At 39.5% G+C, this 22,842-nt stretch carries 19 protein-coding genes and 1 riboswitch; of the genes, 10 read left to right on the forward strand and 9 right to left on the reverse strand.

Translation table 11 applies throughout. From position 1 onward, the window contains the following. Nucleotides 1-20: 20 nt before the first annotated feature. The 3 genes from recN to nadK form a co-directional block, all read right to left on the reverse strand. On the reverse strand, nucleotides 21-1,694 hold the full coding sequence (recN, locus tag H5117_RS13450) for a DNA repair protein RecN (protein WP_182738315.1): 1,674 nt from the start codon (nucleotides 1,692-1,694) through the stop codon (nucleotides 21-23). 75 nt (nucleotides 1,695-1,769) lie between these two features. Beyond that, nucleotides 1,770-2,327 carry a hypothetical protein gene (locus H5117_RS13455; RefSeq protein ID WP_024597393.1) on the reverse strand — a complete coding sequence of 186 codons (558 nt, stop codon included), beginning with the start codon at nucleotides 2,325-2,327 and terminating at the stop codon, nucleotides 1,770-1,772. 77 nt (nucleotides 2,328-2,404) lie between these two features. Continuing rightward, nucleotides 2,405-3,289: an NAD(+) kinase gene (gene nadK / locus H5117_RS13460; protein ID WP_004335384.1), complete on the reverse strand. Its 885-nt coding sequence runs from the start codon at nucleotides 3,287-3,289 to the stop codon at nucleotides 2,405-2,407. A gap of 154 nt (nucleotides 3,290-3,443) precedes the next feature. Between nadK and H5117_RS13465 the strand changes: the two genes are divergently transcribed. Next, a complete protein-coding gene (locus H5117_RS13465) occupies nucleotides 3,444-4,409 on the forward strand; it encodes an HrcA family transcriptional regulator (protein ID WP_182738317.1) in 966 nt (321 codons plus the stop codon). Between the two features lie 58 nt (nucleotides 4,410-4,467). Further along, nucleotides 4,468-5,079, forward strand: a complete 612-nt coding sequence (gene grpE, locus H5117_RS13470) for a nucleotide exchange factor GrpE (RefSeq protein WP_024597391.1) — start codon at nucleotides 4,468-4,470, stop codon at nucleotides 5,077-5,079. Nucleotides 5,080-5,105: 26 nt separating this feature from the next. Here grpE and H5117_RS13475 read toward each other — a convergent pair whose 3' ends face one another. Beyond that, entirely contained in the window at nucleotides 5,106-6,308 is a 1,203-nt protein-coding gene (locus H5117_RS13475) for a Bcr/CflA family efflux MFS transporter (RefSeq protein ID WP_182197406.1), read from the reverse strand. A gap of 198 nt (nucleotides 6,309-6,506) precedes the next feature. On the opposite strand from H5117_RS13475, the gene H5117_RS13480 reads away from it, so the two are divergent. Further along, nucleotides 6,507-7,304, forward strand: a complete 798-nt coding sequence (locus H5117_RS13480) for a M48 family metallopeptidase (protein ID WP_004335391.1) — start codon at nucleotides 6,507-6,509, stop codon at nucleotides 7,302-7,304. Nucleotides 7,305-7,415: 111 nt separating this feature from the next. On the opposite strand, the gene H5117_RS13485 is transcribed toward H5117_RS13480, so the two are convergent. From H5117_RS13485 to H5117_RS13495, 3 genes are all read right to left on the reverse strand, one after another. Continuing rightward, nucleotides 7,416-8,432 (reverse strand): alpha/beta fold hydrolase, encoded by a 1,017-nt coding sequence (locus tag H5117_RS13485; protein WP_024597205.1) that lies wholly within the window; start codon nucleotides 8,430-8,432, stop codon nucleotides 7,416-7,418. Between the two features lie 198 nt (nucleotides 8,433-8,630). Continuing rightward, nucleotides 8,631-9,419: a nucleoside-binding protein gene (locus H5117_RS13490; RefSeq protein ID WP_149602436.1), complete on the reverse strand. Its 789-nt coding sequence runs from the start codon at nucleotides 9,417-9,419 to the stop codon at nucleotides 8,631-8,633. 132 nt (nucleotides 9,420-9,551) lie between these two features. Further along, on the reverse strand, nucleotides 9,552-10,865 hold the full coding sequence (locus H5117_RS13495; protein ID WP_004335396.1) for a Na+/H+ antiporter NhaC family protein: 1,314 nt from the start codon (nucleotides 10,863-10,865) through the stop codon (nucleotides 9,552-9,554). 354 nt (nucleotides 10,866-11,219) lie between these two features. Between H5117_RS13495 and dapB the strand changes: the two genes are divergently transcribed. The 6 genes from dapB (at nucleotide 11,220) to ribB (ending at nucleotide 19,646) form a co-directional block, all read left to right on the forward strand. Continuing rightward, nucleotides 11,220-12,023 (forward strand): 4-hydroxy-tetrahydrodipicolinate reductase, encoded by an 804-nt coding sequence (gene dapB, locus H5117_RS13500; RefSeq protein WP_004335398.1) that lies wholly within the window; start codon nucleotides 11,220-11,222, stop codon nucleotides 12,021-12,023. Between the two features lie 361 nt (nucleotides 12,024-12,384). After that, nucleotides 12,385-13,521 (forward strand): glutamine-hydrolyzing carbamoyl-phosphate synthase small subunit, encoded by a 1,137-nt coding sequence (gene carA, locus H5117_RS13505; protein ID WP_004335400.1) that lies wholly within the window; start codon nucleotides 12,385-12,387, stop codon nucleotides 13,519-13,521. A gap of 16 nt (nucleotides 13,522-13,537) precedes the next feature. Continuing rightward, nucleotides 13,538-16,756 carry a carbamoyl-phosphate synthase large subunit gene (gene carB, locus H5117_RS13510; protein ID WP_039487473.1) on the forward strand — a complete coding sequence of 1,073 codons (3,219 nt, stop codon included), beginning with the start codon at nucleotides 13,538-13,540 and terminating at the stop codon, nucleotides 16,754-16,756. Between the two features lie 48 nt (nucleotides 16,757-16,804). Continuing rightward, nucleotides 16,805-17,281 carry a transcription elongation factor GreA gene (gene greA, locus H5117_RS13515; RefSeq protein ID WP_004335404.1) on the forward strand — a complete coding sequence of 159 codons (477 nt, stop codon included), beginning with the start codon at nucleotides 16,805-16,807 and terminating at the stop codon, nucleotides 17,279-17,281. A gap of 158 nt (nucleotides 17,282-17,439) precedes the next feature. Continuing rightward, nucleotides 17,440-18,498: a S66 peptidase family protein gene (locus tag H5117_RS13520; RefSeq protein WP_182733697.1), complete on the forward strand. Its 1,059-nt coding sequence runs from the start codon at nucleotides 17,440-17,442 to the stop codon at nucleotides 18,496-18,498. Nucleotides 18,499-18,574: 76 nt separating this feature from the next. Next, nucleotides 18,575-18,746: riboswitch (FMN riboswitch) on the forward strand. 246 nt (nucleotides 18,747-18,992) lie between these two features. Further along, nucleotides 18,993-19,646 (forward strand): 3,4-dihydroxy-2-butanone-4-phosphate synthase, encoded by a 654-nt coding sequence (ribB, locus tag H5117_RS13525; protein WP_182738353.1) that lies wholly within the window; start codon nucleotides 18,993-18,995, stop codon nucleotides 19,644-19,646. Nucleotides 19,647-19,726: 80 nt separating this feature from the next. Here ribB and H5117_RS13530 read toward each other — a convergent pair whose 3' ends face one another. Together H5117_RS13530 and H5117_RS13535 are read right to left on the reverse strand one after the other, a co-directional pair. Beyond that, nucleotides 19,727-20,383: a nitroreductase family protein gene (locus H5117_RS13530; protein ID WP_004335410.1), complete on the reverse strand. Its 657-nt coding sequence runs from the start codon at nucleotides 20,381-20,383 to the stop codon at nucleotides 19,727-19,729. 362 nt (nucleotides 20,384-20,745) lie between these two features. Beyond that, nucleotides 20,746-21,771, reverse strand: coding sequence for a zinc-binding alcohol dehydrogenase family protein (locus tag H5117_RS13535; protein WP_182738319.1), 1,026 nt, complete (start codon nucleotides 21,769-21,771; stop codon nucleotides 20,746-20,748). 133 nt (nucleotides 21,772-21,904) lie between these two features. Here H5117_RS13535 and H5117_RS13540 point away from each other — a divergent pair, with 133 nt between their 5' ends. Next, on the forward strand, nucleotides 21,905-22,840 hold the full coding sequence (locus H5117_RS13540) for a LysR family transcriptional regulator (RefSeq protein WP_182738321.1): 936 nt from the start codon (nucleotides 21,905-21,907) through the stop codon (nucleotides 22,838-22,840). Nucleotides 22,841-22,842: the final 2 nt, after the last annotated feature.

The following is a 22,842-nucleotide window of genomic DNA, read 5'->3' on the forward strand; positions in this document are numbered from 1 at the left end:
CAAAGCTCTATTAACCAATGTTAGGCATGGGCCATTATTAGTTCTTTAGCATTCGCTTTAGCTGTTTTACTGATATTATCACCACCAAGTAAGCGAGCTATTTCATTAATACGACCATCTTTATTCAAAGGCAGCATATGAGTGAACGTTTCGCCTTGTGCTATTTCTTTAGCTACAAAAAATTGTTGGTGTGCGCTACTAGCAACTTGCGGTAAATGGGTAACACAAATCACTTGAGTAGACTTACCTAACTGGCGCAATAGTTTGCCTACGGCTGATGCTGTAGGGCCAGAAATACCTACATCAACTTCATCAAAAATAAGCGTTGGGGTTGTTACTTTTTGGGCAATAATTACCTGTATAGCAAGGCTAATTCGCGAAAGCTCACCACCTGAGGCTACTTTAGCTAACGGCTGAAGTGGTTGCCCCGGATTAGTTGATACTAAAAACGACACATTATCGTACCCTAAGCTATTAGGTGCGCGGCTACTCTCTTGAGTTAAAGCTATTTCAAATACACCGTTTTCCATCGATAAATTAGCCATGCTTTCACTTATTAGTATGTTAAGTGTATTAGCATACTCATAGCGACTTTTACTTAGTTCATCGGCAGCTTGCTTATAACTAATTAACGCGCTTTCTATTTCTGACTCTAGTTGCTCCAGACGATTACTATTATTACTTATTGACTCAAGCTCCTGAGCAATCGATTGATGAAACTCAACTAGCTGCTGTGGTTTTATGTGATGCTTACGCGCTAAATCCATCGCACCGCTTAGTCTATTTTCTACTTCACCTAAACGAGCAGGATCTAAATCTGCTTGCTCAGTATAATTTCGAACTTCACGGCTTGCTTCTTCAACTTGTACTGCGGCTTCACTAAGGAGGGCTGCTACGCCTGCTAAGCTTTCGTCGTATTGAGCCAGCTCAGCGAATTGTTGGGCACTGTGCTGCAGCATTGAACAAGCATTTTGTTCATCACTTTCATATAAGTATTGTAATTCACGTTGGCACGATTCTAATATTGTTTGGCTGTTACTAAGTTTGTAATGCTCGGCCTCAATTAAATCAAACTCACCTTCTTGTAAGGCAAACTCATCGAGCTCTGCAACTTGGTATTCTAACAATTGTTTTTGCGCTGCTTGTTGCTGCTGTTGTTGCTCTAAATGTTTAAATTCTTTTTGTAAGTTAGCAAACTGTTTATAGTTGTTATTTACATCATTTACTAAGTGGTGATGCCCTGCGTAGGCATCTAAAAGCTGTAACTGATGCTCAGCTTTTAATAAGTGTTGGTGGGCATGTTGTCCATGAATGGATATTAAATATTGACCAAGTTCTTTTAATTGTGATGCGGTAACGGCACTGCCATTAATGTAGCTTTTACTGCGTCCATTTTTGCAAACAACACGACGCAATAGACATTCATTATCGTCATTGTTTAGCATATGTTGCTCTAAAAACGATTGAGCTAGCGGTAAATCTGTTAGGTCAAATTGAGCGCATACTTCTGCTTTATCAGAGCTTGGGCGCACTGCTGATGCTTCAGCTCGTTCACCTAAACATAATGATAGCGCATCAATAGCAATAGATTTACCAGCACCTGTCTCGCCAGTGATCGCGGTCATACCGCTGCGCCATTCTGTGCTTAAATTACTAACAATTGCAAAATTTTTAACTTCTAAACCAATTAACATACTGTTTATCCATCCAGTCAATTAACTGTTAATTTATACAGTGTTTTGGTTTTTTGCAAATTAATTTTTTATTATTTATGCAACGCTTACATCTTGAGTAAATTGTGTATCAGAAGTTTTTGGGGAGGTATCAATTTGATCATCAACAATATCAGTAGCTTGTATAATGTCTTCGGTTTTAAGTAGCCCGATAAGTGGAGGTAAAGTATTTAGGTAAAAACTCTTATTGTATAAAATTCCTTGCTGAGGTAACTCAGATACAAAGTACTGTATATTATCAATCAATGGCTGGATTATATTCGTTTGATTAGTTTTAATTAACTCGTTGGACAACGTATTAATTAGTAGGTCAGCGGTATCTTCAAGTTGTTGCAAATTCTCGTCTGTATGCGATTGCACAACAAAAAAATTATTTACAATAGCTTGAATACGAGGAACGTATTTTGGGCGAATTATTTTAGCATCAAGAAGATCATTAAGCTTTGCTTTAAGGCGTGAATTTACATGCGAAACACGTTCATTAAATAGCTTTTTTCTAGCTTCGATTGCTTTTTTGCGATTACTCTCAATTTTGAGGTAACTGTATAAAAGTGTAATTAATAGCAGTAAAGCAAAGAATACTACATAAGTCATTGCTACTCGTTCCTAAATTATTTGATTATTATTTTAAGCCGCCATTTTGCTTTATAGTACTAAATTTGGCAATAAAATTAGTACAAACGACTACCCCAATTTAGTTTTGTACGTAAAACGTTGTAGTACGAGTAATTTTTTGGATGAATTAAGCGCAGTTGTTTATCCGCTTTTTTAATTACTACCTCATCGCCGGGTAATACGGCAAGCACAACATGGCTGTCGCAACTTACCTGTAGGCTATCTGTATTTTCTAGGCTTAGCTTTAAGCGTACTTCGTTATCGGCATCGACCACTAAAGGTCTACTAGATAAGGTATGAGGAAACATAGGCACTAACGATATTGCATTTAGCTCTGGCGTTAAAATTGGCCCGCCACCTGAAAGTGAATATGCCGTAGAGCCAGTAGGGGTTGATACTATTAAACCGTCAGAGCGCTGAGAAAACACAAAGTCATTATTTATAAAAGCTTCAAACTCAATCATATGCGCTACTTTATCGGCATGAAGTACCGCTTCGTTAACGGCTGAGTTTGCACTCTTTAATTCGTTGTGGCGATATACTTCTACTTCTAATAAAAAGCGTTTTTCTTCAAGGTACTCACCACTGAGGACTTGCTCTAAGCTCGCTTCAAACCCTTCAGGGTTTAAATCAGTTAAAAAGCCAAGGTTACCTCTATTTACTCCAATTACAGCAATGTTAAAGCGCGCAAGCACGCGTGCAGCACCAAGCATGTTACCGTCACCGCCAACAACAATAGCTAAATCGGCTTGTTCTCCTAAGTCGACTAACTTAACAAGTTTGTCATGCGGGATATCGTCTAATTGACTCCCTGTGCGTTTTTCTACTATTACCTCAAAACCAAGCGCAAGTAAAAATGTATGTAAGCGCTGAAGGGTAGCAGCGGCTCCCGGGTGATTAGGTTTGCCAATTAGGCCTATGGTATTAAAAGGAGAGTCCATAATGTACGCACAAAAAGATTTAATAATTGTAGAGTAACTCAAAACAGAAGTGTTTGAAAATACAGATTATAGCAATATTATAAACCTTCAATTTTATTCGCAGTCAGTTAACTGCACGACTTGAAAAACAACTAAACGCCCCGATATCTCTTTCATGCAACAAGATGTAGATACCATGAAACTAAACTCACGAGATCAGCAAATTTTTTCAGCTGTTATGAACATGTACTGTAATGGTGAAGGCTTGCCTGTTCCATCAACAAAAATTGCCAAGCTCAAAGGTATGGCAGTATGCTCGGCTACGGTTCGTAATGCTATGGCTCGCTTAGAAAAAGTGGGGCTATTGTATTCACCTCATACATCTGCAGGACGAGTGCCCACAAATGAAGGGTTTGATTATTGGTTTGACGAGTTTTTTCCACTCGCTGACATTGCTAATTATTGGCAACCAGAGCAATCACAACTCGTTGAACTAGCACATGGTTTGAGCCAAAAATACCAAATATGTTGTTGTGTTGGTTTACCACAAGCCAGCTCGCAGCAAGTGTTTAGAGTAGAAGTGCTTGATTTTGATTCTACCGACTGGCTTATTTTATTAATAGACCGAGCAGGGCAGAGCCATAATATTTGTATTGATAAGCCTCATGATTCGTCAGACTCTGTTCGTTATCAGTTTGCAACGTGGTTGAACACCGTATTTAGCCAACAAACTTTGATGGAAGGTTTATACCGTATGCAAGCTATGGCTAATACCGCTCCTCGAAATTGTCACGATTCGCTTAATCAATGGACGCGACAACTAAGTCAAAAATTAGGCTCAGATAACAGTATTGTTGTTGGCGAAAATTACCTCTATAAACAAATCGATTGTGAGCAAAGTTTAAATATTGGCGTTTCGTTTTTAAATTATGTAGAAGATAAACTCGCTTTTAAAAACGGTGTATCGGTACTTAATAGCGAAAAATTACCTTTTACTGAGTGCGATGAATTGATTGTAATAAGTGTGCCGTACTTTCAAAATCAAGAATACCAAAGCCGCTTTTGTATAATTTGCCCTAAATCAGCGCAAATTGAAGAAATAATCCAAGAATTTAAATTAATTGAGACATCTAACTCTTGAATCTTTTTATTCAATCCCCATAATTACCGCAGTTGAAAAGAATTGGAGCACGTATTTTATGTCTGAGCAGACACAAAACCCTGAGCAAGAAGTAGAATTAAACGAAGAAATTTCTAAAATGCAGGCTGATGTAGAAGCAGCAGTAGAAGCCGCTGATCAACATGCCGAGGAAGAGCAAAGCCCTGAGGCAGAGATAGCTATGCTATATGCAGAGCTTGAAGCTGCTAAACAAACTATTGCTGATCAAAAAGATGGTGTTGTTCGTGCTGCAGCAGACGTAGACAACATTCGTCGTCGTGCAGCACAAGATGTAGAAAAAGCGCATAAGTTTGCACTAGAAAAATTTGCTAACGAATTACTACCTGTAATTGATAATCTTGAGCGTGCTATTGAGTTTTCTGATAAAGAAAATGAGACTTTAAAGCCGTTGCTTGAAGGTATCGATATGACAGTTAAAAGCTTTAACGATGCTGTTGCAAAGTTTGGTGTTGAAATTGTAAACCCTCAAGGTGAGCAGTTTAATCCAGATTTTCATCAAGCAATGTCAATTCAACCAAGTAACGATGTAACACCTAATACAGTACTTGCTGTTATGCAAAAAGGTTACACATTGAATGGTCGTTTATTACGCCCTGCAATGGTTATGGTTTCTAAAGCTGCTGATGCTTAATTGAATTATTAGTTTTAAAAAATGCCTCATATTGAGGCATTTTTTTTGTCTTTTTTATAGTGAATTAACTGTACGAGCATAGTAAGCAAAACAGCGCTGAACATTAAACTTGAAAACGGCACTGCGCTTTTTGCATGCATAATAGCGAGTAGTGGGCCAACTAATGCGCCACTGCCAAAACGAAGTGTGCCAATTACGGCCGTTGCCGTGCCTGTGTTTTTTTCAAACTTCATTAATATTAGCGAGTCAGCATTACTTGCAGTGACGCCTAAGCTCATCATTAATGGCGCAATAGCAGCCACAATATAATAAAGTGATAAATGCAATAAGCTAAATGTTAACAAAGCCAGCCCCGATACAAATCCAAATGTAAGCCCAATATAGAGCATTTTTCGAGAGCCCAGCCTTGGTACAATTCGCGTATTTAAAAAGTTACCAAACATCAGCGCCATTACGTTAAAGGCAAATAACACACCAAATAACTGTTCTGACACTTCATATAAATCTAAATAAATAAATGGTACTGAGGTCAAAAAGCAAAAAAATCCAAACGATACAAACATAGAACTGAGTATGTCGGCACGTGCATCTTTATTACTGAGTACTGTTTTATAGCTGTCGAAAAATAGAGCGAGACCCTTTTTTTCATTTTTGTGAATAGGAATATCAATTAGATACACTTGCACAAACGCCAATATTAAAAAGCTATACCCAGCAAGAACCAAAAATATGGTTGACCAAACAGAAAATCCTAAAATAAACGAGCCAACAGAGGGGGCAACTAACGGCGCTACCATCATAATCATCGATACATACGACATTCCCTTAGCTGTATTTTGCTGATAAATATGGCGAATAATACCCGGTACTACTACCGTTGCTGCCGCTCCCGTAAATGCTTGCACTGCTCGAAGAGTCCAAAAAGCATGGATTTCGGTGGTAAATGCCAGTGCAAGTGAGCTTGCACCAAATAAGGTTAAGCCGATACGTGCAAGCTTACGGCGGCCAATTTGATCGGCAATGGGGCCAAAAAATAGCATCCCTAATGAATAGCCTGCTAAGTAAATACTCAACGATATTTGTACATTGGGCATATTAGTGTGTAAATCGTTTGCAATTACCAGCATGGCAGGTAAGTACATATCTATCGCCAATGGCGTAATCGCCACGATACTGGCTAATAAAGGCAATAAAATACGGGTATTAAAAGACGAGGCTGAGGCGTCCATGTGTAAACTCAACAATCACTAAAAACAAGGGTTATAGTGTAACAGGGCATTGTATTTGGATAAACTTAGTTTGCCCGCTAAGTTTATCGTCATATTGCTTTTTTTTTAATATAACGGTACATAAAGCAAATATTTTAAATTGGTACTGTGTTTGCTATTCTACAAGCAATAAAAAATTCATTACTTAAGAGAATTATCATGAAAAAACTAGTACTTGCAGTATTAGCGACAGCCGTTTTAGCCGGTTGTAAAACGTCACCAACAGGACGTACTCAAATAGCGCTTTACTCAGATCAACAAATGAGTGAAATGGGTACTGCTAGCTTTGCAGATATGAAAAAAAGCCAACCAATTAATAAAGATGCTAAAACAAATTCTTATGTAAATTGTATTGCTGAAAAAGTAGTCGCTGTATTACCAAAAGAATACGCGTCGCAAAATTGGGAAGTAGTAGTATTTGAAGATGAATCTGCTAACGCTTTTGCACTACCTGGTGGTTACATTGGGGTTCATACGGGCTTACTAAAAATAGCCACCAATCAAGACCAACTAGCAACAGTACTAGGGCACGAAGTAGGGCACGTAATTGCTGAGCATTCTAATGAGCGTGTTTCACAAAGCTCTATTTTAGATACCGGGATGCAGCTTGGTAGTGCTGCACTTGAAATGGGTAATATTCAATACCGTAACGAAATTATGCAAGGCTTAGGTTTGGGCGCACAATATGGAGTTGTTTTACCATTTAGCCGCTCTCACGAATCAGAAGCCGATACTATAGGTCTGGATTTAATGGCACAGGCGGGGTTTAATCCACAAGAGTCGGTTACACTTTGGGAAAATATGAGTGCAGCGGGCAGCGGTACAACCCCTGAGTTTTTATCTACTCACCCAGCGCCAAGTAACCGTATTAAAAATCTACAAGCGCAAATGAGTAAAGCACTTAGCGAGCAAAGCACTGCTAAAGCACAGGGTAAAAACCCACAATGCACACTGTAGTTAAGCGCTTTACTATTTGAAGTAGTGTACGTTTAGTATTAATGCGTAATTAAAATAAAACCCCTGTAAGTATTTTACCTACAGGGGTTTTATTTTAGTTTTTAAGCGTGGTTATTCAGCAGCAAGTGCTTGTTTAAATACATTTTTAAAGCGTTCGAAATCTTCAATGTGCGGCAGGTGCCCTAAATTATCCAGTTCAAATAATTGTGCGTCAGGGATAAGTGTTGCAGCGTGTTTGCCTAATTTATCATATCGACCAAGCTCGTAATCAACACCGTCTTTTTTCCAGTTACGGCCAGGGCCGGTTCTATCGCGTGTACCAATAATTAATTTAACCGGTACTGCTAAATCTTTAAATTCGGTTATTACAGGTTGAGTGAAAATCATATCGTATGTTTTTGCATTTACCCATGCCATTTGTTCTTTATCTGGGCCTTGTATTTGCCCTGTTATAAAGTCGGTTAGGGCTGAATATGTGGTATTCCACTTACCATCGTAGTAATTTTTCTGTTGGTATTTTCTTACGCCTTCTGGCGTTTTTGAAAATTCGTTTTTATAGAAAAAATTTGTATCTTTGTAATCAACATACTGCAGGTAGTTTTCAAGCCCAATAGGGTTAAGTAAAATTAATTTACTAGTTGTGTTTGGGTACATTAGTGCAAAACGACTCGCTAGCATCCCACCCATAGAGTGCCCTAATACAATTGACTCTTTTATATTAAGTGAGTCCATTAACGCATGAGTATGATGAGCAAGAGCCGCAAATGAATACTGGTAATTAGTTGGTTTAGATGATTTTCCAAAACCAATTTGATCAGGAATTAATACGCCGTAGCCTAAAGATTGCAGGTATTGCGCAGTGGTAGTCCAGTAATCTGCATTAAAATTTTTGCCGTGCATAAGCGTCACTGTAGGCATGTCGGATTTGGTAGGCTTTAAGTAAATATACGCCATTTTAAGGGACTGTTTTTGTGACTCAATGTTAAAGTAATTTACTTTAAAGTCGTACTGATAACTGCTTAAAAGTGCATCATAAGAAAGTGAAGAGGTATCTTGCGTTGTGCTCGCTAATGCATTGTTTGTTAATAACAATAAAGTAGAAAAGCAAATAACTTTAATCGACGACATTTGGTTACTCCAATTAAGGACAAATAATATGAGCTCTAATATATAAAACTCAGAATAATTCATTATAGTAACCAAACATTAAGTACTATTCAATTGAGGCTTTGTCATGCTCAACGTTGTTTAATTTGGAGATGAAAAAAGCGAAGCTAAAATAGAGCTTCGCTTATTAATGTAGGGTAAAACGAGTATCGTTAAAGCTTAAAACGTCCACTCAATATGGATTTGTGGCACTGACTCAGTGACTTCAGTACCTAGTTTATTGTGCCAGTATTGTAATTCCATACCCAACAGTAGTGTGTTTTCTTTCATTTGAAGAGCGTGGCCCATATCCCATACTAAAATAGGCTGTGCGAGTATCCACGCCTCTACATCGTTACCAAATTCATCTTCACGCTCTGCAATGTATTCAGCGTGGCCTTTAAAGCTAAATTTTTGTGAGCCAATATTAAAAGGGTATTCAAAGGCAACATCAAGCATCCAGCTATTTGTTTCAATAGGAGCCCCGCCTTTTGCTACACCTTCACTATCGTCAATGTAGGCTGTGAACAGCGTTTGAAAAAAGTTAAACCCAGGTACATCCCAGCTTAATTTAACACCAGGCAAGTATTTCATTACTTTAGCGTCGCCAGCAACGTTAATACCACCGGTAAGGCCCACATCTAATAATGCGCCTGCGCCAATTTTTTCGCCGCTAATGGCCGATAAGCTTACCGTTGAATACCACTCACCATAAAAATCAGCATCTTGGTAACCATCATCGGTATCGTCTTTACTGTAATCGATAAAAAAGAAGTTATCGCCGTAATCGTAACCCGATGCATGTTGAACCGAGTAAACAGTGGTGTTTGACTCTTGCTCAGTGAATGGGTTTTTTTGGTCGCCATTATTAATATGTAGTGCTGTGCTGCTCCAATTAGCCGCAAAAGCAGAAGACGATAAAGCAATTGATGTAAAAGTAACGAGAGGAAGTAATTTTTTAAATTTCATATCTGTATTTAACTATAATTTTAGTGACACGCGAAGGCGCGCATTATAGCAAAAGTGATTGATATGTAGAGCATTATTTTAACATATGTTGCAGCTTACTTATTAAGCTGCAACATAGTGTCGGTGTTTAAACTATGCTTTATTGCGGCGTAAGCAAATAACTGCAATGGCTGTAAATGCTAAAATAAAGCAGTAATAAGAAGACGTTGATACTTCCCACGGGCTAATTTTAAACGTAGCACCTAATAACAATGCTTGGGCACCGTATGGCAATGAACCCTGTGTAACACAGGCAAATATATCAAGTAAACTGGCAGAGCGTTTACCGCTTATTTCACCGTCATCTGCTAGCTTTTTAGCAATAGGACCCGCGACAATAATAGACACTGTGTTATTAGCAATACATACATTACTTGTTAAAACTAACGCAGCGATACCTAATTGATCTGCCACTTTACGGTGCCATTTTGCAATGATTTTAGTAATCGCTTGAATTTTTTGAGCAATGTAATCAAGACCACCGTTAATACGAATAAATTCAGATAAGCCGCCAATAAACATAGAAAGTAAAAATATTTCCTGCATATCAGTAAAGCCTTTGTAAATATCTTTTACAAAGCTTGCGCCTTCGTAACTACCGGTAAAGCCCATTAATGCGGCAAAAATAATACCGCTAAACAACACTACAAATACGTTCAAGCCAGCAACTGCTAACACTAAAATAAAGGCATAAGGAAGTACCAACCAAATATCATAATCTTTAGTTTCAACTACTTGTGCAGCAGGTGTTAAATAAAACAACAGGGCGATTGTTAGAATGGCTGCAGGGACTGCAATTTTAAGATTTTCTTTAAACTTGTCTTTCATTTCACAGCCCTGCGTGCGCGTAGCTGCAATAGTGGTGTCTGAAATAATAGATAAGTTATCGCCAAACATAGCGCCAGATACAATCGTACCGGCCATTAATGCTGGATCTATACCCGTTTTAATTGATACCGCATAAGCGATAGGGCCAATGGCGCCAATCGTACCCATTGACGTTCCCATTGCAGTAGAAACAACGGCCGCAATTAAAAACAAACCAGGGAGCAATAACGAAGGTGGAATAAGCGATAAGCCTGCATTTACTACCGCATCTACACCACCGGTTGCACTTGCCACAGCCGAAAAAGCACCTGCAAGTAAGTAGATTAAACACATGGTAATAATATTGTTGTGTCCGGCACCTTTAATAAAGGTCTCTACACATTGGTTTACCGTGCCTTTATTTAAAATAAACGCAAGCATGATGGCGGGCAATATAGCAACAGGTGCAGGTAGTTGGTAAAAAGCATAATCAACCCCTTGCGATTGCAAATACAAACCTGAGCCTAAAAATAGCGCTACAAAGGTAAGTAGGGGAAGTAAAGAAAGTATTGCTTTGTTTTTATTAAATGATGGCTGCATCATAATCCTCATAACCAGTAAAATTTATCACAGCCAAAACTCCTCTTTTAGCTGAATTTAGCAGTACAACTTTTTATTTTAAAAAGTTGATAGCCGCAGCGTCCGCAAGCCAAAGACCAAATCGACGCGAAAGAGAAGTTTAAATGTATAGATGGCTAAAGTAAACTGGTATTGTTATTATTATTAAATTAAAAGGTCACCTGACTATTGCATGACTTTTAGATAATATCTATAAAGCAACGCGATTTTCAGCGATTAATATTTATCCAACTGCATAAAAATACCCACCTGCGTATTTTGCAATGTCCGGATATATAGCTAATAAACGGATTCAAATAAAATTAGGTAAAAACCATGACTACAAATCGAATAGGTGTTTTTGGTGCTAACGGCAGAATGGGCTTAGCCCTATTAGAAGCCGCGACAATTAAAGAGCAAACACAACTTACAGGCGCATATGTTCGTAGTGGTTCATCGCTATTGGGCATTAATGTAAATCAAGTAAATAGCGCAGCCGATAACAGTGTTAGCTTTAGCGACGAAAGTACAATAGATGATGTAGATGTTTTAATCGACTTTACGCTGCCAGCGGGTATGAAAAACCATTTAAAAACAGCTGTTGCACAAAAAATTCCTATGGTAATTGGCACAACAGGTTTAACAAATGATGATATGGCGCTATTACACGATGCCGCTAAACATATCCCTATTGTATTTGCGCGAAATTACAGCGTAGGTGTCAATGTATTACTTAACCTTGTGCAAACTGCAGCGACTAAATTTGGTGACGATTTAGATATCGAAATATTTGAAGCGCATCACCGTCATAAAATAGATGCACCATCGGGTACTGCACTGGCAATAGGTGAGTCAATCGCGCAAGCGAAAGGCTGGGATCACGACGAGGTTGCGGTATATGACCGAAGCCAAGTAGAAACAGCGAAATCTCAAAATGAGATTGGTTATTCTGTCCTAAGAGGGGGCGATATAGTAGGTGAACATACCGCATACTTCGCTACAATGGGCGAAAGGCTTGAATTAACACATAAAGCAAGTTCGAGAATGACATTCGCTCTAGGTGCTATAAGGGCTGCAAGCTGGTTAAAAAACAAACCTGCTGGACTTTATGATATGCAAGATGTGCTAGATCTTAAGTAGTTTAGTTACTATTTTAACTGTTTGGGTCTAATTTCACCTACAGTGACTTATTTGTAACAATTAACCAAATAATGTTAGACCTAAATAGCAACTTCATGTAATATGCAGCCAATTTGCCAAAAATTACTAAATGCGTGTTTCCAATTATACCCAAGTGGCTAGTAAATCCAGGGTTTCAGTGGGAATGAAAATAGTTTTAGGCAAGAAAAATGATTGAAGGTTGAATGCTTTACATCTGCATCATTTAAGACTGCGTAAAACAATTTAAGCTCACAAAAATCTGGTTTTGACGATCCCTCTGGGTATTGGCGGGGTGTTAAGCAATTGCTTACTCCCGTTTTTTACTGTTAGGAGGTTTAACTTGACTAAATCCGCTCTGTTAGTCCTAGAAGACGGCACAGTGTTTCGCGGTACTGCAATCGGCGCTGACGGCATGTCAGTCGGTGAAGTGGTATTCAATACGTCTATGACTGGTTATCAAGAAATTTTGACTGATCCATCATACGCGGAACAAATCGTAACTTTGACGTACCCACATATCGGTAATACGGGTACCAACAGCGAAGACGAAGAAGCGAATCAAATTTGGGCTAAAGGCCTAGTGATCCGTGATTTGCCACTGCTAGCAAGTAACTTTCGTAACGAGCAATCGTTAGATGATTACTTAAAAGAACGTAATATTTTAGGTATTGCGGACATCGACACTAGAAAGCTAACTCGAATTTTGCGTGATAAAGGCGCACAAAACGGGTGTATTGTTGCCGGTGACGAGCTAGACGAAAATAAAGCGTTACAAGCCGCGCAAGCCTTCCCAGGCTTAAAAGGTATGGATTTAGCAAAAGTTGTCTCAACCAAGGAAAATTTTGAGTGGCGCGAATCAAGCTGGACATTAGGTGAAGGATTTAAAACCCTTGACGCTGCTGATGAAAAGTTTCATGTTGTTGCCTACGACTTCGGTGTAAAACGTAATATTTTACGTATGCTTGTAGACCGTGGTTGTAAACTTACAGTAGTACCAGCGCAAACTTCAGCCGCTGACGTACTTGCTTTAAACCCTGATGGTATTTTCCTATCTAATGGCCCTGGTGATCCTGAGCCATGTACTTACGCTATTGAAGCCATTCAAGCCTTTTTAGAAACCGACACACCTATTTTTGGTATCTGTTTAGGTCATCAGTTATTAGCCCTTGCCTCAGGTGCTAAAACAGAAAAAATGAAATTTGGCCACCACGGTGGTAACCACCCAGTTAAAGACCTAGACCGTAATGTAGTTATGATCACAGCTCAAAACCATGGTTTTGCAGCTCAAGAATCAAGCCTACCAAGTACGCTTCGTGCCACGCATAAATCGTTATTTGATGGAACGCTTCAAGGTATTCATCGTACTGATAAGCCTGCGTTTAGCTTCCAGGGTCACCCTGAAGCAAGTCCAGGTCCACATGATGCAGCACCATTATTTGACCACTTCATCGATTTGATGCAAGCGCGTAAACACTAATTTAACTGGAGTAATAATGCCAAAACGTACCGACATAAAAAGCATTCTTATCTTAGGCGCAGGCCCAATTGTAATTGGTCAAGCTTGTGAATTTGACTACTCTGGTGCTCAAGCGTGTAAAGCACTTAGAGAAGAAGGCTATAGAGTTATATTAGTTAACTCAAACCCTGCAACTATCATGACCGATCCTGAAATGGCCGATGCTACCTACATCGAACCAATTCACTGGGAAGTGGTAGAAAAAATTATTGAAAAAGAAAAGCCAGATGCAGTACTGCCTACAATGGGTGGTCAAACAGCATTAAACTGTGCACTTGATTTAGACAAGCACGGTGTATTGGCTAAGCACGGCGTTGAGCTAATTGGCGCAACGGCGGATGCAATCGACAAAGCAGAAAACCGTGAACGCTTTGACGTAGCAATGAAAAACATTGGCCTTGAATGTCCTCGTGCTGAAATTGCTCACTCAATGGAAGAAGCTAAAGATACAATGAGCCGAATTGGCTTACCATGTATCATTCGTCCTTCTTTCACCATGGGTGGCACCGGTGGCGGTGTTGCTTACAACATGGAAGAGTTTGAAGAAATTTGTGAACGTGGTTTAGACTTATCGCCAACAAACGAATTATTGATTGATGAATCACTGATTGGTTGGAAAGAGTACGAAACAGAAGTTGTACGTGATAAAAACGATAACTGTATTATTGTTTGTACCATTGAAAACTTTGACCCTATGGGTGTTCACACTGGCGATTCAATCACCGTTGCACCAGCGCAAACGCTAACCGACAAAGAATACCAAATTATGCGTAACGCCTCTATGGCGGTATTACGTGAAATTGGTGTAGAAACTGGCGGTTCTAACGTGCAGTTTGGTATTAATCCTGAAGATGGCCGTATGGTTATCATTGAGATGAACCCACGCGTATCACGTTCATCTGCACTTGCATCAAAAGCAACGGGTTTCCCAATTGCTAAAATTGCTGCAAAGCTAGCAGTAGGTTATACGCTTGACGAGCTTCAAAACGATATTACTGGCGGTAAAACTCCAGCATCTTTTGAGCCTTCAATCGATTACGTTGTAACAAAAATTCCTCGCTTTAACTTTGAAAAATTTGCCGGTGCTAACGATCGTTTAACTACGCAAATGAAATCAGTTGGCGAAGTAATGGCGATTGGTCGTAACCAACAAGAATCATTACACAAAGCATTACGTGGTCTTGAAGTGGGCGCAACAGGTTTTAACCCAATAGTTGCACTTGATGACCCTAAAGCGAAAGAAAAAATCATCCGCGAATTACGCGAACCAGGTGCTGAGCGTATCTGGTACATTGCCGATGCAATGCGCCATGGTATGAGCGTTGATGATGTTTATGAGCTGACTAAAGTTAATCGCTGGTTCTTAGTACAAATAGAAGATATTTTAAAAGACGAAGCAAAAATTGGTGAAGTAGGTATGGCTGGTTTAAATGCCGACTTCCTACGTAAACTTAAACGCAAAGGTTTCGCAGATCCACGTATAGCTGAAATTGCTGGTGTATCTGAAGCTGAAATTCGTAAAAAACGTCACCTATTAAACATCGTGCCAGTATACAAGCGTGTTGATACGTGCGCCGCAGAATTTAGCTCAGACACAGCTTACATGTACTCATCTTACGATGAAGAGTGTGAAGCAAACCCAACAGATAAAGACAAAATCATGGTTATTGGTGGCGGCCCTAACCGTATCGGCCAAGGTATTGAATTTGATTACTGTTGTGTACATGCCTCGCTTGCGCTTCGCGAAGACGGCTATGAAACTATTATGGTTAACTGTAACCCTGAAACGGTTTCTACCGATTACGATACATCTGATAGACTATACTTTGAGCCAATTACACTTGAAGACGTACTCGAAATCGTACGTGTTGAAAAGCCAAAAGGCGTTATCGTGCAGTACGGTGGTCAAACACCACTTAAATTAGCGCGTGAGCTTGAAGCGAATGGCGTTCCAGTAATAGGTACTTCGCCTGATGCGATTGACCGTGCAGAAGATCGCGAACGTTTCCAACAACTTGTTGAGCGTTTGAACTTACTTCAGCCAGAAAATGCAACAGTAACTTCAACTGAAGAAGCACTACTTAAATCAGTTGAAATTGGTTTTCCACTCGTTGTACGTCCGTCGTATGTACTAGGTGGTCGTGCAATGGAAATTGTATACGATGAAGACGATTTGCGTCGCTACATGACCGAAGCTGTATCTGCATCAAACGAAGCACCTGTATTACTGGACCGTTTCTTAGATAACGCAATTGAAGTTGACGTTGACGCGATTTGCGACGGCGAGCAAGTAATTATTGGCGGTATCATGGAGCACATTGAGCAAGCCGGTGTTCACTCTGGTGACTCAGCATGTTCATTACCAGCACATTCTTTATCGCAAGAAGTGCAAGATGTGATGCGCAAGCAAGTAACCGACATGGCGCTTGAGCTTGGTGTTGTTGGCTTAATGAATACACAGTTTGCTGTAAAAGATGGCAAAGTGTACTTAATTGAAGTTAACCCGCGTGCAGCACGTACTGTACCGTTTGTATCAAAAGCAACCGGTGTAGCGCTTGCAAAAGTGGCGGCTCGTTGTATGGCGGGTCAGTCTTTGGCAAGCCAAGGTATTACTAAAGAAGTGATCCCTCCTTATTACAGCGTTAAAGAAGTTGTTTTACCATTTGCTAAGTTTCAGGGTGTGGATCCAATTCGTGGCCCTGAGATGCGCTCAACGGGTGAAGTGATGGGTGTTGGTGATACTTTCGCCGAAGCATTCGCAAAAGCACAATTAGGTGCAAGCAACACTTTACCACGCGGTGGTCGCGCGTTATTATCTGTCCGTAATAGCGATAAGCCACGCATTGTTGAATTAGCCAAGATTATGACCGACTTAGGTTTTGAACTTGACGCAACGGGTGGCACGGCACAAGCTCTTGAAGAAGCTGGCATTGAAGTACGACGTGTAAACAAAGTATATGAAGGCCGCCCGCATATTCTTGATTATATCAAGAATAAAGAGTACAGCTATATCGTTAATACCACCGAAGGTCGCCAAGCGATCGAAGATTCGAAGGTGTTACGTCGTGGTGCATTGCAAAATAAAACCAACTATACGACAACCTTGAACGCGGCTTTTGCTAACTGTACTGCTAACAAAGCAGATGACCGTAGTAAAGTAACGTCAGTTCAAGAGCTACACCTGCGATTGAACTAAGGAAATGTGCCAAGGCCAACTAGGGCCTTGGTGTTAAGTGAGAAAAGTATGCAATCAATTCCGATGACAGTTCGTGGCGCAGATTTACTGCGCAAAGAGCTTAACGAATTAAAAACAGTTACCCGTCCAAAAATTATCGCCGACATTGCTGTTGCGCGTGAACACGGTGACTTAAAAGAAAACGCTGAGTACCACGCTGCACGTGAGCAACAGGGTTTTTGTGAAGGTCGTATTCAAGAAATTGAAGCTAAACTTTCAAATGTTCAGATAATCGACGTAACTAAAATGCCAAATACGGGCAAAGTTATTTTTGGTACTACCGTAACTATAGTAAATGTAGATACGGATGCTGAAGTAAAATACCGTATTGTAGGCGATGATGAAGCAGATATTAAAAACAACTTAATTTCTGTTAATTCACCGATTGCACGTGGCTTAATTGGTAAACAAGTAGACGATGCAGTGTCTATCCAAACGCCAAAAGGTATCGTTGAGTACGAAATCATTGAAGTTGAGTATCTTTAACGCATAACTCACTTTAACGTTTTAAATAAAAACCGATGTATTTACATCGGTTTTTTTATGCCCTAAATAAATCACTATACTGATAAGGGTGTTCATATTGCATAAAGAGTGAGCATGATGATATAGGTACATAATCACTTCATTAAAAGGAACACTCAATGGCTAATATACTTTACCCAGCGCCTTTAAAAGTAGGCTCTAAAATTGCTATTTGCTCGCTTTCATCTGGGCTAAAAGAAAAGTATCACGGACGATTAGATATTGTTATAAATGGACTACAACAACGAGGGTATAATGTTGTTGAAGGCGAGTTTTTACGTCAAAACAAACCACGCGAACAGCTTAATGCTAAAGCGCATGCTAAGCAGCTAATGGGTTTTTTATTAGATGATGAAATAGATGCGATTATGCCGCCAATGGGTGGTGAGCTGGCAATGGAAATACTGCCACTACTTGATTTTAACGCCATTAAAGAAGCAAAGCCTAAGTGGTTAGTTGGTTTTTCTGATGTGAGTACTATTGCATGTGCACTCACTGCTAAGTGCCAATGGGCAACCCTTCACAGCGCTAATCTTATGCAGTTACACCCAGATGAAAAAAATCCGTACAGTTTACAAATATTTGAAACTCTGACCTACGAAGCCGGTAGTAAATTTGAGCAAGGTCCTTCTTCTTTATACCAAAAAAATAAGCCTAATTACGCGCAAAACCCGAACGAATTACTCAGCCCGAGTGAGCCCACAAACTGGCAATGTTTAAACTACACAGATAAACGTACCATAGAAATGTCTGGTCGGTTATTTGGTGGGTGTTTAGATACCGTAGGTTTATTGCTCGACTCGCCATTTTTAGCGCTGCATGAGTTTAAAAAGGACAGTGCGCCCGAAGGGCTTATTTTATACCTCGAAAACTCAGAACTTACACCAACAACCGTTGCACGATTTTTACTGTCATTAAAATTAGCCGGTATATTTGATGACATCAATGGCTTGGTTTTAGGGCGAAGTGAAATAACACAAGGTCATTACGATGCCTTTGATTATCGCCATGCGCTTGATGTTGCGCTAGGTGGGTGTTTATTTCCTGTAATTTTTGATGCGGATATAGGGCACGTTCAACCTAACTTAAATTTGGTCAATGGTGCTACCTGTACGCTAGTTGCTGATATAAACGAAGGTATAGTAGATCGCGCATCGTTAAATATTCAACTTTCGTAGTTTTTATTGTATTTAGTTTTGAAAAACAAATAAATACAAGCGTATAATATGCCTACAGTAAGTGCTAATGCTTACTGTAAATTCTCAGGGCGGGGTGAAATTCCCCACCGGCGGTATGTTTAATGTTTTTTATGACTTAAACGAGCCCGCGAGCGCTTTATTTAACTTATTTTAGGTTAAGTAAAGGTCAAGCAGATCTGGTGAGATGCCAGAGCCGACGGTTACAGTCCGGATGAAAGAGAATATGGCTTATTATACTAAAACCAATTTTATTAAAGACATGACTGTTGTATCGCGTTAAGTGAGCTATTTTTCTTTGCGCTATAATTAGTCACTAATTTAATGTTATTGGTATAACAGTGTGCGCTGCATTTTGCTGCGTGCTTTTTGTTATTTTATTTAAGCTATTTTGGTAGTGATCGCTTTAAATTTAAGTGATGTATTACTGATCCTTTCACAGTCCTGAATCTATTATTTTTATTTGGAATATAATGATGATTCAGTCTCTACTTACTCAATTCGGCGAAAGCCATACCCGCGTACAAAGCGCAATCACTGCACTACAGCAAGGCCAAGGCGTACTTGTTGTTGATGATGAAAACCGTGAAAATGAAGGCGACTTTGTTTTTTCAGCTGAGCATTTAACGACTTCTCAAATGGCCGAAATGATCCGCGAAGGCAGCGGCATTGTTTGCTTATGCATGGGGGAGGAACGCATTAAACAGCTCGACTTACCGCAAATGGTAGCTAACAATACGAGTCAAAATAACACCGCTTATACAGTCACTATTGAAGCTAAGCATGGCGTAACAACAGGTGTGTCTGCTGCTGATAGAGTAACTACTATAAAAGCAGCGACAGCGGATAATGCAAAACCAAGTGATTTATCGCGCCCAGGGCATGTATTTGGTTTAAAAGCACAAACGGGTGGCGTATTAGTGCGTCGTGGCCATACCGAAGCATCCGTTGATTTAATGCAACTTGCCGGCTTAAAACCATTTGGCGTAATTTGCGAGCTAACAAATCCTGATGGTTCAATGGCGCGCTTACCTGAGGTGAGTGATTATGCTAATAAACATAATATGACCGTGGTTTCTATTGAAGATTTAGTGCAACACATTCAGGCTGCACAGCGCAAAGTAAGCTAAACTGCTTTAAAGCAAAAAAACCACTTATTTAAATAAGTGGTTTTTTAATATTGTTATCATTTAAGTTTATAACGTATTACTTATAAAACCTGAATAACTTGCTCTTTTGCTAAGCGAGATTTAGGTAATTTAGCATTATAATCTTCAGCGCTATCATGATAGCCAAGTACTAATGCCACGTCGCATACGTAACCATCAAGTTCTTTTTCAAAGACTTCGCCAATCAGCTCGGCATCTACGCCTTCCATTGGGGTTGAATCAATGCCTAAACGTGCAGCGGCATGCATAGTGTTACCCAGTGCAATGTAAGTTTGTGCTTTAGTCCACTCTTCATTAACGCCTTGCTCATCAGTATTCATATCAACAAACGCATAAGCACCAAAAGCTTGTTCGCGATTTTCTGCTTTAGTACGGCCATTTTTAATATCTGCATCAATAACTTGTGCGTAGTCATCGCGGGTATATTTAGGATTGTGAGCGAATAATATTATATGCGAAGCTGTTTTAATATGTGGCTGGTTAAACGCAAATTTATTAGCAAATGTACTATGCATACGCTCTTTAGCCTCATCTGATTCAATTACGATGAATTTCCAAGGCTGCGAGTTAATAGATGATGGAGATAGGCGCATAGCTTCGTAAATAACGGCTAAATCGTCTTGAGATACACGTTTCGTTGCATCGTAACGTTTTGCTGTGTAACGCTTTTCTAAGTCATTAATAATAGGGTGAGTCATTAGTTTCTCCATTGAGTAGGTGTTTTACCAGTATTTACTATGTTGAGTCAGTTTTAGTAAAAACAAACCCTTTTAAAAATTTATTACAAAAATAATATCGTGTTTTTAAATCACTCTACTTATTTAATTCAATTGATATCTACGTAAAGTAAAGCCTATCAATATAGCTAGGTACGGATAGTAGTGGGTTATTACAATATGATAAACAGGTATATGGTTGAATCATTATCAAATATTATTAGGTAATAGTTTCTTTAATAAATATAAATACAGCCATAGCCACCCCGAAATATTGGCTGAAGACACCAATTACATTGGTGCCTTCAATTAATTCAGGCAGCGCGTATTTAGTATTTATGGAATTAAAAATCTTCCAACACTATTTTTCCAATAGAGCGACCTTCTTCAAGTTCTGCGTGTGCAATACGCAGGTTAGCCGCATTTATAATGCCTAGATTTTTACCAATAGTTGTTTGAATATGGCCCTGGTCAATTAACTCAGCAACATGATTTAATAACTTGCTTTGCTCAATTAAATCTTTGGCATTAAACATTGAGCGGGCAAACATAAATTCCCAATGTAGCGATAAGCTCTTCATTTTTAATTTACTAACATCTAATGACTCAGGATCGTCAATCATTGCAATTTTACCAAATGGTGTAAGTACCTCTGTATACGCTTCAAAGTAAGTATCAGTACTGTGCAGACTTGCTACATGTGTTACCGAGCCAATGTTTAATGCGTCAATTTGAGCGGGTAATGGTTTTGTATGATCAACAACATAATCTGCGCCTAGTTTTTTAACCCATGCTTGTGAGCTTTCACGCGATGCAGTGGCAATCACTGTTGCACCAGTAATCGCTTTAGCAAGCTGGATAAAAATTGAGCCAACGCCGCCTGCGGCACCTGTTACTAAAATAACTTCGTCTGATTTTGTTTTTGCATCAGCTGCTTGTTTTACAATGTTTAAATGCTCAAATAATAATTCGTACGCTGTTATTGCAGTAAGGGGTAATGCAGCAGCTTCAGCATCGTTTAAGCTTTGTGGTTTGAACCCTACAATGCGCTCATCCACTAATTGAAATTCTGCATTACTACCTGGGCGGGTAATATCACCTGCGTAGTAAACAGCATCGCCAGGTTTAAATGCCGTTACAGCATCGCCGATGGCAACAACTTCACCAACAGCATCCCAACCAATAACTTTTATTTCACCATCAGCAGGGGGCATAGATGCACGCACTTTGTAATCTGCTGGGTTAACTGCAATAGCTTTAACTTTAATTAATAAATCACGACCAGTTGCAACTGGCTGTGGTAATTCAACATCAATTAACGATTCAGGGTTAGAAACAGGAAGAGATTTTTTATAACCAATGGCTTTCATAATAAGTGTCCTAATTTGTTTACATATAAGCTGCAAGCCATGCTTTGGCTAGCTGATGGATATATAGTAGACCTTGCTTTAATATAGATAAACCGCATAATTGTTGAATCATTATCAAATATAAATAGATAATATGAACATAGAAGATTTAAAACTTATTTTAAAAGTCGCTGAGTTTAGAAGTATTACGCTCGCAGCTGCTAAGTTAGATATGCGTACAGCTACAGCAAGCGCTGCTATTAAACGTGTTGAGGCAGCCCTTGGTAGTGAGCTATTTGTTCGGACAACACGTCATTTAAGGTTATCGGCTGCTGGGGAGCGCTACATACCACAATGTGAGCAGGCTTTAGCTGTACTTGAGCTTGCAAAGCAAAATCTAAAAGGTGAACACGACGAAATAGAAGGCGAGCTGCGTGTTGCCCTTTCATCTGACTTAGGCCGTAACTTAGTGATCCCATGGATTGATGAACTCATGGACACTTATCCAAAGCTAAGTTTAAGAACGCATATAAGTGATAGTAATATCGACTTTTACCGTGACTCAGTTGATATAGCGCTTCGTTATGGCTCGCCTAATGATGCTAGCGTTTATGGATTCAAAATTTGTAACGTACCGCGCTTGTTATGTGCAACTGACGAATATCTCTTACAAAACGGGGCTCCCATGCATCCCGATGATTTAGCGTCGCATCAAGGTTTGTTTTATCAGTTGCAGGATATTATAAATAATACGTGGGAATTCACCGATGGTGAGTCAAAATTTAAAGTTAAAATGAATGGCAGGCGCGCCTCAAACGATGGCGATTTAGTAAGGCGCTGGTGCGTTGCGGGTAAAGGCTTGGCTGTAAAATCAGCCCTTGATATGGCTGACGATTTACTCAATGACAGGGTGGTTACTGTAATGCAAGATTATCAACATGTTAATGGTGAACTTTGGCTTATTTGCCCAAGTAGGCAGTCAATAACCCCAGCGGTGCGTTTACTACGTGATGCATGCAGAGCAAAATCCCAAGCTATTTTGCAGCAGTTGGTAAATAAAGGAATTATTGATAAAAGCGTACTGAGCTAATT

This window comes from Pseudoalteromonas sp. SG45-1, from assembly GCF_014164135.1.
GTDB lineage: Bacteria > Pseudomonadota > Gammaproteobacteria > Enterobacterales > Alteromonadaceae > Pseudoalteromonas > Pseudoalteromonas distincta.

Coding starts and splice junctions, on each gene's coding strand:
- recN (WP_182738315.1), bottom strand. CDS start 1,694: ATGTTAATTGGTTTAGAAGTTAAAAATTTTGCAATTGTTAGTAATTTA.
- H5117_RS13455 (WP_024597393.1), bottom strand. CDS start 2,327: ATGACTTATGTAGTATTCTTTGCTTTACTGCTATTAATTACACTTTTA.
- nadK (WP_004335384.1), bottom strand. CDS start 3,289: ATGGACTCTCCTTTTAATACCATAGGCCTAATTGGCAAACCTAATCAC.
- H5117_RS13465 (WP_182738317.1), top strand. CDS start 3,444: ATGCAACAAGATGTAGATACCATGAAACTAAACTCACGAGATCAGCAA.
- grpE (WP_024597391.1), top strand. CDS start 4,468: ATGTCTGAGCAGACACAAAACCCTGAGCAAGAAGTAGAATTAAACGAA.
- H5117_RS13475 (WP_182197406.1), bottom strand. CDS start 6,308: ATGGACGCCTCAGCCTCGTCTTTTAATACCCGTATTTTATTGCCTTTA.
- H5117_RS13480 (WP_004335391.1), top strand. CDS start 6,507: ATGAAAAAACTAGTACTTGCAGTATTAGCGACAGCCGTTTTAGCCGGT.
- H5117_RS13485 (WP_024597205.1), bottom strand. CDS start 8,432: ATGTCGTCGATTAAAGTTATTTGCTTTTCTACTTTATTGTTATTAACA.
- H5117_RS13490 (WP_149602436.1), bottom strand. CDS start 9,419: ATGAAATTTAAAAAATTACTTCCTCTCGTTACTTTTACATCAATTGCT.
- H5117_RS13495 (WP_004335396.1), bottom strand. CDS start 10,865: ATGCAGCCATCATTTAATAAAAACAAAGCAATACTTTCTTTACTTCCC.
- dapB (WP_004335398.1), top strand. CDS start 11,220: ATGACTACAAATCGAATAGGTGTTTTTGGTGCTAACGGCAGAATGGGC.
- carB (WP_039487473.1), top strand. CDS start 13,538: ATGCCAAAACGTACCGACATAAAAAGCATTCTTATCTTAGGCGCAGGC.
- greA (WP_004335404.1), top strand. CDS start 16,805: ATGCAATCAATTCCGATGACAGTTCGTGGCGCAGATTTACTGCGCAAA.
- H5117_RS13520 (WP_182733697.1), top strand. CDS start 17,440: ATGGCTAATATACTTTACCCAGCGCCTTTAAAAGTAGGCTCTAAAATT.
- ribB (WP_182738353.1), top strand. CDS start 18,993: ATGATTCAGTCTCTACTTACTCAATTCGGCGAAAGCCATACCCGCGTA.
- H5117_RS13530 (WP_004335410.1), bottom strand. CDS start 20,383: ATGACTCACCCTATTATTAATGACTTAGAAAAGCGTTACACAGCAAAA.
- H5117_RS13535 (WP_182738319.1), bottom strand. CDS start 21,771: ATGAAAGCCATTGGTTATAAAAAATCTCTTCCTGTTTCTAACCCTGAA.
- H5117_RS13540 (WP_182738321.1), top strand. CDS start 21,905: ATGAACATAGAAGATTTAAAACTTATTTTAAAAGTCGCTGAGTTTAGA.